The sequence below is a fragment of the Streptomyces thermolilacinus SPC6 genome (assembly GCF_000478605.2).
In the GTDB taxonomy this organism is placed as follows: domain Bacteria; phylum Actinomycetota; class Actinomycetes; order Streptomycetales; family Streptomycetaceae; genus Streptomyces; species Streptomyces thermolilacinus.
Genome location: NZ_ASHX02000001.1, coordinates 5,728,460 through 5,741,743, shown reverse-complemented (window position 1 = coordinate 5,741,743; position 13,284 = coordinate 5,728,460). Strand labels below are relative to the sequence as shown.

The 13,284-nt window shown below is 73.8% G+C and carries 10 protein-coding genes and 1 pseudogene; 3 read left to right on the top strand and 8 right to left on the bottom strand.

The features are described from left to right. Positions 1–80 precede the first annotated feature (80 nt). The 3 genes from J116_RS24940 to J116_RS24930 form a co-directional block, all read right to left on the bottom strand. Entirely contained in the window at positions 81–1,718 is a 1,638-nt protein-coding gene (locus J116_RS24940; protein ID WP_023589798.1) for a cellulase family glycosylhydrolase, read from the bottom strand. Positions 1,719–2,449: 731 nt separating this feature from the next. Continuing rightward, entirely contained in the window at positions 2,450–3,712 is a 1,263-nt protein-coding gene (gene manA / locus J116_RS24935; RefSeq protein WP_023589797.1) for a mannose-6-phosphate isomerase, class I, read from the bottom strand. Between the two features lie 20 nt (positions 3,713–3,732). Then, positions 3,733–4,713: an ROK family protein gene (locus tag J116_RS24930; protein ID WP_023589796.1), complete on the bottom strand. Its 981-nt coding sequence runs from the start codon at positions 4,711–4,713 to the stop codon at positions 3,733–3,735. Positions 4,714–4,896: 183 nt separating this feature from the next. On the opposite strand from J116_RS24930, the pseudogene J116_RS24925 reads away from it, so the two are divergent. The 3 genes and pseudogenes from J116_RS24925 to J116_RS24915 all read left to right on the top strand — a co-directional run bounded on the left by J116_RS24925 (position 4,897) and on the right by J116_RS24915 (position 7,731). Then, positions 4,897–6,308: pseudogene (locus tag J116_RS24925) on the top strand (GH1 family beta-glucosidase). A 106-nt stretch (positions 6,309–6,414) separates the two neighbouring features. Then, on the top strand, positions 6,415–6,870 hold the full coding sequence (locus tag J116_RS24920; RefSeq protein WP_023589795.1) for a hypothetical protein: 456 nt from the start codon (positions 6,415–6,417) through the stop codon (positions 6,868–6,870). Positions 6,871–6,927: 57 nt separating this feature from the next. Further along, on the top strand, positions 6,928–7,731 hold the full coding sequence (locus J116_RS24915) for a hypothetical protein (RefSeq protein WP_235617381.1): 804 nt from the start codon (positions 6,928–6,930) through the stop codon (positions 7,729–7,731). Positions 7,732–7,818: 87 nt separating this feature from the next. Here J116_RS24915 and J116_RS24910 read toward each other — a convergent pair whose 3' ends face one another. The 5 genes from J116_RS24910 to J116_RS24895 form a co-directional block, all read right to left on the bottom strand. After that, positions 7,819–8,583, bottom strand: coding sequence for a helix-turn-helix transcriptional regulator (locus J116_RS24910; RefSeq protein WP_023589793.1), 765 nt, complete (start codon positions 8,581–8,583; stop codon positions 7,819–7,821). A gap of 31 nt (positions 8,584–8,614) precedes the next feature. After that, positions 8,615–10,339, bottom strand: a complete 1,725-nt coding sequence (locus tag J116_RS24905) for an amidohydrolase (RefSeq protein WP_023589792.1) — start codon at positions 10,337–10,339, stop codon at positions 8,615–8,617. 538 nt (positions 10,340–10,877) lie between these two features. Next, positions 10,878–12,113, bottom strand: coding sequence for a helix-turn-helix domain-containing protein (locus tag J116_RS24900; RefSeq protein ID WP_028964481.1), 1,236 nt, complete (start codon positions 12,111–12,113; stop codon positions 10,878–10,880). 150 nt (positions 12,114–12,263) lie between these two features. After that, complete coding sequence (locus tag J116_RS29980) at positions 12,264–12,416, bottom strand: hypothetical protein (protein WP_161492127.1); 153 nt, start codon at positions 12,414–12,416, stop codon at positions 12,264–12,266. Positions 12,417–12,598: 182 nt separating this feature from the next. Next, the gene (locus J116_RS24895) at positions 12,599–13,282 is read right to left on the bottom strand and encodes an MSMEG_1061 family FMN-dependent PPOX-type flavoprotein (protein WP_394331496.1); all 684 of its coding nucleotides are present in this window, start codon (positions 13,280–13,282) and stop codon (positions 12,599–12,601) included. Between the last annotated feature and the right edge of the window lie 2 nt (positions 13,283–13,284).

The following is a 13,284-nucleotide window of genomic DNA, read 5'->3' as shown; positions in this document are numbered from 1 at the left end:
TTCGGTACGTGGTGGCCTCCCCCGGCGGGTCGGCGCCGGGGGGAGGTGGCGGGCAGCGCCCTCGCGGGACGTGGGCGGGGTCAGCGCTTGGCGCAGGCGGCGCCGTTCAGGGTGAAGGCGGCGGGGACGCCGTCGCCGCCGGTGGACGAGGCGCTCAGGCCGAAGCTCACACTGCCGCCGACCGGGATGGTCTCGGTCCAGGGCTCGTGTGTGGCGCGCACCCGCGTGCCCTCCTGGACGACCTTGGCGTTCCAGGCGGAGGTCACGGTCTGGCCGCCGGGGAAGGCGAATTCGAGCCGCCAGCCCAGGATGGGTCGGGTGCCGGTGTTGTGGATGGTGACGTCGGCGTTGAGACCGGTCCCCCAGTCGTGCAGCCGGTAGCCGACGGCGCAGCCGTCGGCGGAGGGTCCCGGCGCGGTGGTGAAGGACGCGCCCGCGGAGCGCGGGGAGCGGTTGCCCGCGGCGTCGCGCGCGTACACGGCGAAGGTGTAGGACGTGGCGGGGGTAAGACCGGTGAGTGTGGCGCTCGTGCCGGTGGTGGTGGTGACGGGTGTCTCCGTCGACCCGTTGACGCGGACGACGTCGTAGCCGGTGACACCGGTGTCGTCGGTGGCGGCGGCCCAGGTCAGCCGGGCGCCCGTGGCGGTCACCTCGGACGCGGTGGGCCTGCCGGGGGCGGTCGGCGGCCGGGTGTCGCCGCTTCCGGTGCCGCCGTACACGCTCGCCTCGCGGGAGGTCTGCCGGATGCCGTCGGGGCCGTGGAAGAGGCGCTGCCCCCAGGGGGTGAGCCGGGTCGCGTCGAAGTCCGTGGCCAGGTCGAGGTATTCCACTCCTCCGCCGTTGCCGCTCCACGACCAGCCGAGGTAGCCCAGCTTCAGTTCCCGGGCGGTGGCCATGATGGCGTCCTCGTCCGGGTTGCCGTCGGAGTGGTCGTGGCCGAACTCGCCTACGACGATGGGGAGTTCCCGGGTGGTGAAGCTGGTCAGGTAGGAGCGGACCTCGGCCGCGGTGTCGTAGACCCCGTACATGTGGACGGAGAAGACGGTGTTGCGTTCCGGGTCGGCGGTGAAGACGGCGGACGCGTTGTCCCGCATCGTGTTCGACCAGTCCTGGCCCCAGTTGGGTGCGTCGGCCATGAGGGTGTGGTGGAAGCCCGCGGCGCGCAGCCGCGTGACGGCGTTCCTGGTGTCGTCGGTCCAGGCGGTGTGGCCGGTGTTGCCGTGCGGCTCGTTGCCGAGGTTGATGACGACGTACTTCTCCTGGCCCTTGACGGCGTCGGCGACCTCGACCCAGTAGTCGACCGCCTGGGCGAGGGACGCGGCGCCGCTCTGCTCTCCGTAGCCGGTGGTGTCGTGGGCCTCCAGGACGCAGACCAGCTTGTTGGCCTTGCACTGGGAGACGACGTTCGCGACGTCGGCGGTGTCGTTCTTCGTCCACCGGTCGCCCGTGCTGAGCACGATCCGCGCCGAGTTGGCGCCGAGCGCCTTCAGGTCGGCGAGGGCCCGGGGGGTCCGGCCGGGGTACCAGGTGTGGGCGTGGTTGACGCCCCGGAGGACGAAGTCCTGGCCGTTGGCGTCGAGGAGGCGGCCTTCGGCGACGCGGAAGCCGGCGGTGGGGGCGGTGGCGGTGTCGGCCGCGTGGACCGGGGCGGGCATGGTGACCATCGTGGCGGCGACGGCGAGCAGCGCGCCCGCCGCGGTGGCCAGTGTCCGATTCATGTGTGGTGCTCCCAACTCGGGTTGCGCGCGCACGCCGCGGGACGGTGCCGTGGCATGCGCGGCTTGCCTGACATGGAGGGTGCGGTGCTGCCGGCCCTGCGGAGCGACGTGTCGCCGGACGCTGGGGACGGGCCGGTGGACCCCCGCCGCCCGGTGCCTTTCGGCGGCTCTCACCGGGCAGCGGGGGGAAGTGCGCCGAGCCGGTGGGGGTCGTGTCCCCGCTCGGCGGAGGCGTGGCGAATGCGCGTGACGCCCGGCGACCGAGAATGAGGCTAGAGGGGAGCGAGGCCGTAAAACAATAGGCAGGAAATAACCGGTTAAGTTGCCTCTATGATTTCGCTCGGAAGGGGGCCGCAGGCGGCACGGGGCGTGGTGGGTCCGCTCGGTCGAAAGGCGCGCGGGCACGAGACCCGTACGCCTTTCGGCAGGGCGTGGTGAGCTCTGTGAAAGGCGTACGGGCCCCGCTCGCGGCACGGCGCGGTCCGTGCGGCACCGGACCGGACGCCGGTCCGCGGCGGGGTCGGACCGGGGCGAGGAACGTCCGCACGCGCTTCAGCGGCGCCCTGGGCGTCTCCGCGTCGAAGGCTTCCGGCGAGGCGTCGGTGATCAGGTGCTGTTCGCCGGGGTGGAGGAACACCTCCGCAGTCGGCGCGGAGTGCGGCCGCCTAGCCGGAGGTCGTCGGCGAACGCCCGGCCCCGCCGGTCAAGTCCTGAGCGTGGTGGAGGAGACCTCAGCCATGACTCGCGGTGTCCTTCGCCTGTTGGCCGACCGTCCCGGAAAGGCCCCGCGCAGGGGCCGCGCTCCCCAGCCCCACCGTGGCGCGGAAGACCACTCCTTCCCCTGTGAGCGAGACCGCCTCGGACGCGGGGACGTAGAGGGAGCGCCCCGGTCCGATCCGCAGCGTGGCGCCCGTCGCGGCCGACGCCGCCTCCGCCCGCCCCTCGGCGCAGAGGACGATCTGCGGGGCGCCGGAGGCGAGCGGGCGCGGCCGGTCCGCGCCGCGGAGCCGGAACCGCGACAGCCGGAAGTCATCGACGGGGGCCGGGTAGACCTCCTCCCCCGCCTCCCCCGCCGCGGGGGTGAGGACATGGCCGGGCCGGGCGGTGAAGCGGACCACGCGCACCAGCTCGTCCCGGTCGACGTGTTTGGACGTGAGGCCGCAGCGCAGGACGTTGTCGGAGCTCGCCATGACCTCCACGCCGAGTCCGGAGAGGTACGCGTGCGGGACGCCGGAGCCGAGGAACAGGGCCTCCCCCGGTTCGAGTTCGACGCGCCGCAGCATCAGGGCGGCCAGCAGACCGGGGTCGCCCGGATGGGCCCGGGCGACCTCCGCGTGGGCGGCGAGGTCGTTCCGGTACGGGCCGGGGTGCGCGGCGGCCGCCGCGACGGCCCGCGCCACGGCGCCGGGCAGCCCGGCGGGCGGGGCGAGGAAGCCGGTGAAGACCTCGGCGATGGCGGTCTCCTCGGGCCGCGTGCGCAGCGTCCTGGCGTACGGGCGCAGGCCGGGCAGGGCCAGGGTGTCCAGGAGGTCGGCGCACTGCCGGGGGTCCCGGAAGCCGCACAGCCCGTCGAACCTGGTGAGGGCGACGATCATCTCGGGCTTGTGGTGGGGGTCGCGGTAGGAGCGGTGCGGGGCGTCGAGGGGCACCCCCAGGGCGTTCTCCCGCGCGAAGCCCGCCTCGGCCCGGGCCGCGTCGGGGTGGACCTGCACGGAGAGCGGGGCGTCCGCGGCCAGCAGCTTCAGCAGGAACGGCAGCCGGGGGCCGAAACGGCGCAGGGTGGGGGCACCGAGTTCCGTCAGGGGGTCCGCGTCGATCACCCGGTCCAGGGGCAGTGGCCCGTGGGCGCGGTCGACACGGGACGGGGCGGCGGGATGGGCACCCATCCACAGTTCCGCCTGGGGTCCGCCGGTGGGCGGCGTCCCCAGGAGGTCCGGGATGGCGGTGCGCGAGCCCCAGGCGTAGGGCTGGACGGTGTTGGCGAGGAGGTCCACGGGTTCCCTTCCTGTGTGGGTCACGAACGGACGGCGGAATCGCCGACGGTGCTGCCGCCCGCCCGTGACGGTCCGGCCGACGCGGCGCCGGCCGCGGCCGCGCCGATCAGCCCGGCGTCGAGCGCGAGACCGGCGGGCACCACCGGGACGTCGCGGGTGAAGTCCAGCGCCGCGTAGTCGGCGAGGTGGCGGCGGATCGGGCCGAAGAGCGTCTCGCCGGCCTGGGCGACGCCGCCGCCCACGACCACGAAATCGAGTTCGACCAGGGCCGCCGTGGCCGCGATGGCCGCCGCCAGGGCCCGGCCGGCGCGGTCGAAGGCGGCTTGTGCCCGCGGGTCGCCGGTGCGGGCGGCGTCCGCGACCGCGGCGGCCGTGGGGGGTACGCCGGGCGGCGGGGTCCAGCCGGACTCCAGGGCGTGGGCGGCGATGGCGGTGCCGCTGGCGAAGCGCTCGACGCAGCCGCGCGCACCGCAGGGGCAGAGGGGACCGTGCTGGTCGACGGTGATGTGCCCGATGTGGCCGGCGTTTCCCGACCTGCCCGCGTGGAGGGCGCCGTTGAGGATGAGACCGCCGCCCACTCCGGTGGAGACGACCATGCAGAGCGCGTTGTCCACGGCCCTGGCCGCCCCCGTCCACTGCTCGGCGGCGGCCATCGCCACCGCGTCGCCCACGAGGACGGGCCGGATCTCGGCCGGCATCCGGGGGTGCTCGCGCACCCGGTCCACGAGCGGGAAGGAGCGCCAGGCGGGGATGTTGACCGGGCTGACCGTGCCGGCGGCGGTGTCGACGGGCCCCGCGCTGCCGATGCCCAGGCAGGACAGGGCGGTCCACTCCGGGCGGGCCGCCAGGTCGTCGAGGACGGCGGTCACCTGCGCCATGAGCTGGGCCGCGGAGCCCTGGGCGGGGGTGTCCCGCTGGGACCGGGCCAGCAGGCGCCCCGCGCCGTCGACGAGGGCACCGGCGATCTTCGTACCCCCGATGTCGAGTGCTCCGTACACCATGGTGCTGACGCCTTTCGTGAGCGCGGACGGGGAATGCGTCCACACTCTGAGTGCAGGATGACAACGTTGTCCAGTTAACGGGTTCAGTTAAGTCCTGGTTTAGTAAAACCAGGGCCGATCCGGCCTCGCGGCCTGGACGGCGCCGCTGAACCCCCGCATGCTCGGCTCTGTTTTCCCGCAGCCGTGTCCACGGCCCCCGAACGGAGGAATCCCTGCCATGGTCGCCCCGCGGCGTTCCCGCCCGGCTTCGAGTTCGGCGCGCCACTCCGCCTACCAGATCGAGGGCGCGACGCGGGAGGGCGGCGCGGGCCGTCGATCTGGGACACCTTCGCCCGGCGCGCCGGGACGATCCTGGACGGCACCACCGGCGACACCGCCTGCGACCACTACCACCGCCACCGCGAGGACGTCGCCCTGCTCGCGGACCTCGGCGTGGACACGTACCGCTTCTCCATCGCCTGGCCGCGTGTCCAGCCGTCCGGGGAAGGCGTCGTGAACCCGGAAGGGCTCGACTTCTACCAGCGCCTGGTCGACGACCTGCTGGACGCGGGCGTCACGCCGGTCGTCACGCTCTACCACTGGGACCTCCCCAGCCGCTGGAGGACGCGGGCGGATGGCGCTCACGGGAGACCGCCCGGCGGTTCGCCCGGTACGCGGAGCTGGTCGCGTCCCGGCTGCACGACCGGGTGCCCCGCTGGATCACCCTCAACGAGCCGTGGTGCAGCGCCTTCCTGGGGTACGCCACCGGCGAGCACGCCCCGGGCGCGTCGGAAGGTACGCCCGCGCTCGCCTCGGCCACCACCTGCTGGTCGGACACGGCCTGGCGATGGAGGCGCTGCGGGCCGTGGGCGTGCGGGAGGCGGGCATCGCGCTCAACCTCGACCACGTCTCACCGGTCACCCCGTCGGCCGCCGACGCCTCCGCCGCGCTCCGGGCCGAGACGCAGCGCGATCTGATGTGGACCGATCCGCTGCTCAAGGGGCGCTACGCCGCCGCCGAGGCGGACACCTGGGGCGAGCTGGTCGAGCGCGGCCGCTTCCGCCGCTAGGGCGACCTCACCCCCGTATCGGCGCCGATGGACTTCCTGGGCATCAACTTCTACACCCCGTCCACCGTACGCGCGGCTCCCTGGCGCGAGCCCGACCCCGCCCGCCGCACCGCGACGGACAACCGCATCGAGGCGGTCCCCGTGCCCGGTGTCCGGCACACCGCCATGGGCTGGCCCGTGGTCCCCGACACGCTGCGGCGGCTTCTGGTCCCCTCCGCGACCGCTACGGCACGGCCCTGCCCCCGATCCACATCACGGAGAACGGCTCCGCCGAACACGACGTCCCCGCCCCGGTCGGCATCGTGCACGACGCCGACCGCGTCGCGTACCTGGACCCCCACCTCCACGCGGTCGCCGAAGCGCTGGCGGAGGGCGTCGACGTACGTGGGTACACCGCCTGGTCGCTGCTGGACAACTTCGAGTGGGCCTACGGGTACAGCAGACGCTTCGGGTTGGTCCACGTCGGCTTCCCGACCGGTCGGCGCACCCGAAGGCTTCCTACCACTGGTACCGGTCGTTGATCGCCGAAAGGCGGAACGGGCCGTGAGACGGGGCGGCCCGGGGTGCCGCTGGCCGTGGTGGGCGGGGGTGCCGGGCCACGGCGGGGAGGTCCGGCGGAGGGCCACCAGCCGCGCCCCGTACTGTTCCGCCGTATGACCGGCTTCCCCTCGATACCGCGGTACGACCACGTCGACGCCCCGACTGACCAGGTCGACGACCCGTCGCAGGAGCGGTCCCGTCCCCTCACGAGAAGCGCTGTCCCCGCGCCGGTGGGCGTGCGGCCGCCGGTCAACGGCCTCCTGGTCGAGCGGATCGTGCCGTTGGGGCGGCGGGAGGTCGTCTCCCCGAAGACCCGTCGTGTGCTCGAGTGCCGACGCGTCGACATCGGCGCCGCCACGCAGTGGTTCATCGGCGGGGAACCGTTCGACGAGAACCTGGTCGGCCGCCTCGCGTGCGACATCGCCCGCTGCGTCGAACTGTTCAAGTTCCGGCCCGAGGCCGCCGCGGTGCTGGGGCTGCCCATCGGGTACACCGGTGTCGTCGACGAGGAACGCGGAGTCGTCGAAGTGCGGGACCCGCGGGGCGCTGTCGTCTTCTCCGACCGGTGACCGTACATACGACTCGCCGGAGCGCAGGGGCAGGTGAAAGGAAGAGAGGCCGGACAGGTGACGCGGGAACGAACCGATCAGGCGACTCCCGATCAGCGGCGGCTGATCGATGTGGGTGTGGGGTACTGGCGGCGAATGGTGCCGCAGGACGCGCCGTTGGCCGTGGAACTGCTGCCGGAGGACGGCGCCGTGGTGGTGTCGCACGCGGTGCGGGGCGGCGGCAGGATCTACGTGGCGTCGGACGAGTCGGTGCTGTTCGCGGCGTCGGGGGCGCCGCCGCACGAGGCGATCGAGGTGTTCCGTTCGGGGCGGCGGACGCCGCCAGGGCAGTTCCGCCCGCGCGGCGGCCGGGCGGCGGCCACCACGGCGGAGGAGCTCTTCGCCCTGGAGTCGCTCCCCCGGCTGGAGGAGCGGCTGCGGGCTCTCGCCGTGTCCATGGGCCACCGGAAGGAGCTGATGACGGCCCGCCGAGGCGACCAGCTCATCCACTTGGGCGACTTCGAGACGTGGCACGACGTGGTCCCCGCCGATGGCGGCTACGCGGTGCGCGTGACGGACCGGGGCCGGACGCGGGTGCTCGGCACCGCGACGCGTGTGGAGGACGCCGCGCGGCTCTTCGTCGTGGCCTGCGATGTCCCGCTGCACACGGACGGGCTGTCCGAGGCCGGGCTGCGAGCCCGGATTCCCGCGGGTGTGGACGTCGCCGAGTCGGACGGCGGCGTGTTCGTCATCGAGTGGACGGACGGCCAACAGCACCATGTCACGGTGCAGGGGGACTACCGGGCGTATCCCTTCGCGGCGTCGATCGGCCGGTCCCTCGACGCGATGCTGAGCACCCGCCCCGGCCGCCGACGCCGCTGACGCGCGAGCCCCCGTACTGAAGCCGGAACGGGACCGGTCTGTGCCAGGCCGCGGTGCAACCGGCGGGTGGCGGGGCGCCGACCCGGGTCAGGGGGCCGGTTCGATGCCCCAGGCGGCGGCTCGGGCGGCTGCGGCCGCGCGGTTGGGCACGTCGAGCTTGGCGAGGATGTGCTCGATGTGGGTGCCCACGGTGCGCGGGGTGATGTACAGCCGCTCGGCGATCTCCCGGTTGGTGCGGCCCGTGGTCAGCTCGGCCAGCACCTGGAGCTCCCGGGGCGAGAGGCCGCCGGGGCGGGGGGCCGGGGCCGGGGCGGTGGCGTCCTCGGGCGTCGGGCCCGTGCGGGGGTCCACGGCCGCGGCCAGGGCCTCGGTGAGCAGCGTGACCACGGCCCGCGCCGGGTCGGGCGCGCGCCGCGGCCTGCGGGTGCTGACGTTCAGCATGCCGACGTACCGGCCGTCGGCGGCGAACAGGCACTGCGCCACGCCGTCCTCGATGCCGAGGGGCCGCAGCACGTCCCGGAACCCGGGGGACGCCGCCAGGAGCGGCCGGGGCACGTCCCCGAGCCAGAGCCCGCCCCGGGCGGGGCTGCGGAGCACGGGGAACACCGGGTCGTGGTGGAGGCGGGTCTCGATGTAGGCGGTGGCGTCGCCCGGGTAGCTTCCGGCCAGGGTCGTGTGGCGGCCGCGCCGGGCGTCCCAGCGGGCGAGGGAGGCGTGGTCGTACTCCATCACCTCCGACAGCGCCTCCAGGACGGTCCCGGCGCCGGTCGCGCCGGTCGTGGCGCTCCTGGCGGCCTCACGGACGTGGACGGCCGCCTCCAGGATGTCCGCCGTGCTCCGCTCCGCTGTCATGCCCCCAGGATGATCACGTGTCCGGATTACGTCAATCGCGCAGGGTGTCGTGCACGACCCGCCCGTCCACGACGGTGAGGACGACGGGCATCTCCGGGATGTCGTGGGGGTCGGCGGCGAGCAGGTCCCCGTCGAGCACGCAGAGGTCGGCGGCCTTGCCCGGCTCCAGGGAGCCCTTCCAGTCGTCGGCGAAGTCCTGCCAGGCCGCCTCGATCGTGTACGTGCGGATCGCCTCGGCCAGGCCGATGCGCTGCTCGGGGCCGCTGACCCGGCCGCCGGCCTTCGACTCGCGCAGCACCATGGTGGCGACGCCCTGACGCCAGTCCGGGTACGTGACGGGGGCGTCGGACCCGCTCGCGACCCGCACCCCGGCGTCGATGGCGTCGCGGTAGGGCCAGGCGTACGCGGCCCGCTCGGTACCGACGAACTCCTCCTCCATGTCGGCGACGGTCCACTTGATGGTGGGGTTCATGTTGGCCCCGAAGCCGTGCGCGGCCAGCACCTTCATGCTGTGCGCCGTGAGGAAGTCGCCGTGGATGACGTAGTGGCGGGCGTCGGGCCGCGGGTGCTCGGCCACGGCCGCGGCGAAGGCGTCCGTGACGGTGTCGGCGGCCCGGTCGCCGGTGACGTGGACGCCCAGCTGGTGCCCCGCCGCGTGGGCGTAGCGGATCATGGCGCCGATCTCGGCGACGCGCTCGTCGTCGGTCTCGCCGCCGACGCACAGGGCGCCGCAGCCGCCGCCGACGTACGGATCGTGCATCCAGGACGTCTTGTTGGGGACGACGCCGTCCGCGAAGATCTTGACGCCGTGGATCGCGAGGTGGCGCGGATCGGCGGCCTCGCCGGTGGCGCAGCGCCTGTCGGGCCCGTCGAGCGCGTCAAAAGCGCGGGCGAACTCCTCGGCGGTGCCGGCCATTCCGGTGGGCAGGAGCAGGACCCCGACGCGGGCGGTGAGTTCGCCGCCGGCCAGCAGCTCGCGGTAGACGTCGAGGGTCTCGGTGCCGAGCGCGCCCCGCATGATGCCGTCGCCGCCGGGGCCGAGTCCGGGTTCGGTGTAGCTGGTCACGCCCAGCCGGGCGAGCGCGGCGAGGGCGGACCTGATCGCGTCGGCGCGCTCCCGTCGGCTGAGCGGCGGCAGGGCGTTCTGGACGAGGGCCTGGGCGCCCTCGTGCAGCAGTCCGGTCGGCTCGCCGTGCTCGTCCACGACGATGGCCCCGCCGGGCGGCGCGAGGGTGTGCCGGTCGATGCCGATGAGCTCCAGCGCCTTGGAGTTGACCCAGGTGGCGTGCCCGGAGAAGGAGTACAGGACGACGGGGTGGTCGGGGCTCACCGCGTCGAGGTCGTGCCGCGAGGGCTGCCGCGACGGGTCGGCGACGCACTCGGCGAGGTAGCCGGGGTCCCAGCCGTGCCCGGTGATCCACTGCCCGCCCGGGGTCCGCCCGACGGCCTCCTTCACCGCCTCGGCGGCGTCCGCGAGGGAGGAGACGGAGGGGTGGCGGATGTCGAGCGAGAGCGGCGGCGTGGCCACGCCGAAGGCGCAGCCGTGCAGATGGGAGTCGTTGATACCGGGCAGGAGGGTCGCCCCGCGCAGGTCGATGACGCGGGTGCCGGGTCCGATGAGCGGCGCGACGTCCTCCCGCGCGCCGACGGCGGTGATGGTCCCGCCGGTCACGGCCAGGGCGGAGGCGACGGTGAAGTGGGCGTCGACCGTGACGACCCGGCCGCCGAGGAACACCAGATCGGCATACGTGTCCACAGAAGGTCCTTTCGGGAGCCGGGCACGCGGGGGCGCCCGGGATCGATCTCCCGAGGACTATGGCCGTGGCGCGTGGTCCGGCACATCGGTCATCCCACCGATACGGGCGCGGCCCGCGGCCCGGGCGGAGGCGGCGCCTCGCGGCGGGTCGACGGGGGTGCTGGGCGGGGCACGTCGTGCGGCGGGGTGCCGGGGAAGGCTGGGCGGGGGCGGTGGGGCCCTGCCCGGGGCGCCGGGCAGGCTGAGGCGAGGACGCGGCAGGCGTCTGTCGGCGGGGGTTCGCGGGGCGCCGGGGAAACGCGCGGGGCGCCGGGCATGGTGGCCGGACTCGCCGCGCCGAGGAGCGGCAGGCGCCGCGGCCGGGCTCGTGCGTTGGCGCGGCGGGGGCGACTGGGTCTTGCCGCCGTGCTGCCGGGTGCGGGGCGGCGGACGTAGTGGCCAGGCTCGCCGTGCCGGGTGCGGCAGGAGGCGCGGGCGCTCGTGGGCGGCGGGGGCGCGGGGCGGGGCCGGGGGCCACCGCCCCGCGTCGGGGTGGCCGTCAGACGCTGGACGGCACGGTCTCCACGGCGCACTCGGCCGCCGCCCGCCACACCTCGGCGGCGAGCTCCGGCATCCGGGTGCTCTGCACCTCGGTGGCCAGTTCCTTCAGGCGGGTCACCGCGCGTACGTCGCCGGCGCGGGCGGCCAGCATCTCCTGGAGGATCCGGAACCGGACGCGGTCGCGGTACGTGAAGAGCTGGAGGCCCTTCTCGGCCCGCGCCATGAACTCGGCGGCACCGGCGGAGTCGCCCTGCTGGAAGGCCAGCTGGGCCCGCAGGAAGAGGAACTCCTGGCAGTGCCGGGGCGGTCCCGCGAAGTTCAGGACCGGTTCGACGGCCGTCAGCAGCTCCCGCGCCCGGTCCAGGCGGGGCGGCAGGCTCTGGAGGCAGAGCGAGGCCGCTCCGAGCCGCAGCCGCATCCAGAGGGTGATGTCTTCCCGGCTGTCCAGGGCGTCGATCGCCTTGTCCAGGTACCGGAGGGCTCCCTCGGCGTCGCCCTGGCGGGTGCTGACGGTCGCGGCGGTCCAGTACGCCTCCGCGGTCAGCGCGCCCCTCTCGGAGGGCAGCGCGGCGAGGACGGCGAGGCTGAGCCGCATCGCCTCCGCGACGTTGCCGAGCTCGGTCTCGGCGGAGACCAGGAGCAGCCGGTTGCGCAGCGGATCGGCGGCCGGCACCCGGACACGGTGGCGTTCGCCCAGCTCCAGGGCCTCGCGGGCCGCCTGCCGGGCCAGCTCCATGTCGCCGCGGTTACGGGCGCACCGGGCGACGCGCTGCTTGGCGTACACCTGGAGTGCGGGCCGCGCCAACTCGTCGCTGAGCCTGCTCAGTTCGTCGAGGACGCCGCTCTCGTCGCCGAACTCGCCGAGGGAGGCGTGCAGCTGGGCGAGGAGGGCCAGCGCCTGCCAGCGGGTGGAGGGGTCCGTGTCCGTCGCCCGCTTGAGCGCGTCGGCGAGGAGGTCGCGCATCTCGGCGTCACGTTCGCTGTCCGGCCGGGAGGCGAGGGTGGCGACGACGTCCGCGAGGTCGTCCTCGCCGCACTCCGCGAAGCTCTCGACGGGGACGCCTAGATGGTCCGCCAGGTACTCGACGGCACGCTGCGTGGGGGACCGGGCACCCGACTCCAGCCGGGAAAGATACGCCGGGGACATGCCCGGCCCCGTCAGCTCCGCCTGAGTCTTTCCCTGATGCAGCCTCAGTTGGCGCAAACGCCGTCCAAAGCCAGGTTGCTCCAGCATGCGACCACCGTCTTCGAGGTATCTCCCGATGCTCCTCACAACCATCGGGGGGACTTTCGCAGTCCACCCTAACGCATTGTGGCAACGATTGACTGTGGATGGCAACCACATCTCGGAAACGGTGGCGCAGCACCGACTGCTACCGGTGGATCACGGCCAGTCGATCGTGATGCCGCCACCATTGGCGAGCGTGTGCGTCTCCCCCGCGGAAACACCCTCCACCACGTCGGCCGAAAATGCGCCACCCAGTAGTAGTACGGAGAAAGCGAACGCGACTATACGGGCAACTACTGTCTTCTTCATGGGATTCCTTCACTGAATCTCAATGATCGTTTCCGGCAGGGCGGTGCCAAGGTATCCGGCCAGATGGCCTTATGGCAACCCTTGACAGCTATGGCAATTCGCCGAACGGACGCATAGGCTTCACCGGTTCTCCATACGGCTGCGGGGAGGCGAGGGAGCGCTCGCGGGCGGCTCGGCGCGGCTCAGGGCGTCCCGGGGTAGAGGTGCTGCTCGTACTCGGGGCCGTAGCGGCGCTCCAGGGACTCCAGGGACGCCTCGGTCCACTCGGTGGCCCGCGCGATCCGCGCCCGGGACGCGACGGCGTCCGGCGCCCACGACTCCGGCTCCCAGAGCCTCGCCCGCATGAACGACTTGGCGCAGTGGAAGTACGCCTCCTCGACGCTCACCACGAGGGCCAGTTTCGGCCGGTTGCGCCCGACCACCATGTCGTCGAGGAATGGCGCCGAGCGCACCAGACGGGCGCGGCCGTTGACCCGGAGGGTGTCGCCGCGCCCCGGAATGACGAAGAGCATTCCCACCCGCGGGTTCCGCAGGACGTTGCGCCACGTGTCGAGCCGGCGATTGCCGGGCCGGTCGGGAACGGCGAGCGTCCGCTCGTCGAGAACGCGTACGAATCCGGGTGGGTCACCCCTCGGGGAGACGTCGCATGTCCCGTCCGCCGACGCCGTCGCGATCAGACAGAAGGGCGAATTCCGAATCCATTCGCTTTCGAAAGCGCGAAGAACGGGGGTGGCCTTGCGGAACACCACGGGATTCGCCGGGCCGACCAGCTCCCGCAGCTCCTCCTCCGTGGTGATCTCCTCGAATTCCAGGGGCTCCCCCGGCTCCCCGGGCCCCACGGGCTCCACGGGCTCCACGGGCTCCACGC

Bases quoted from the DNA above. Each gene is read 5' to 3' on its own strand.
- J116_RS24940 (WP_023589798.1), bottom strand. From the start codon at position 1,718: ATGAATCGGACACTGGCCACCGCGGCGGGCGCGCTGCTCGCCGTCGCC.
- J116_RS24920 (WP_023589795.1), top strand. From the start codon at position 6,415: ATGACCGGCTTCCCCTCGATACCGCGGTACGACCACGTCGACGCCCCG.
- J116_RS24900 (WP_028964481.1), bottom strand. From the start codon at position 12,113: ATGCTGGAGCAACCTGGCTTTGGACGGCGTTTGCGCCAACTGAGGCTG.
- J116_RS29980 (WP_161492127.1), bottom strand. From the start codon at position 12,416: ATGAAGAAGACAGTAGTTGCCCGTATAGTCGCGTTCGCTTTCTCCGTA.
- J116_RS24910 (WP_023589793.1), bottom strand. From the start codon at position 8,583: ATGACAGCGGAGCGGAGCACGGCGGACATCCTGGAGGCGGCCGTCCAC.
- J116_RS24930 (WP_023589796.1), bottom strand. From the start codon at position 4,713: ATGGTGTACGGAGCACTCGACATCGGGGGTACGAAGATCGCCGGTGCC.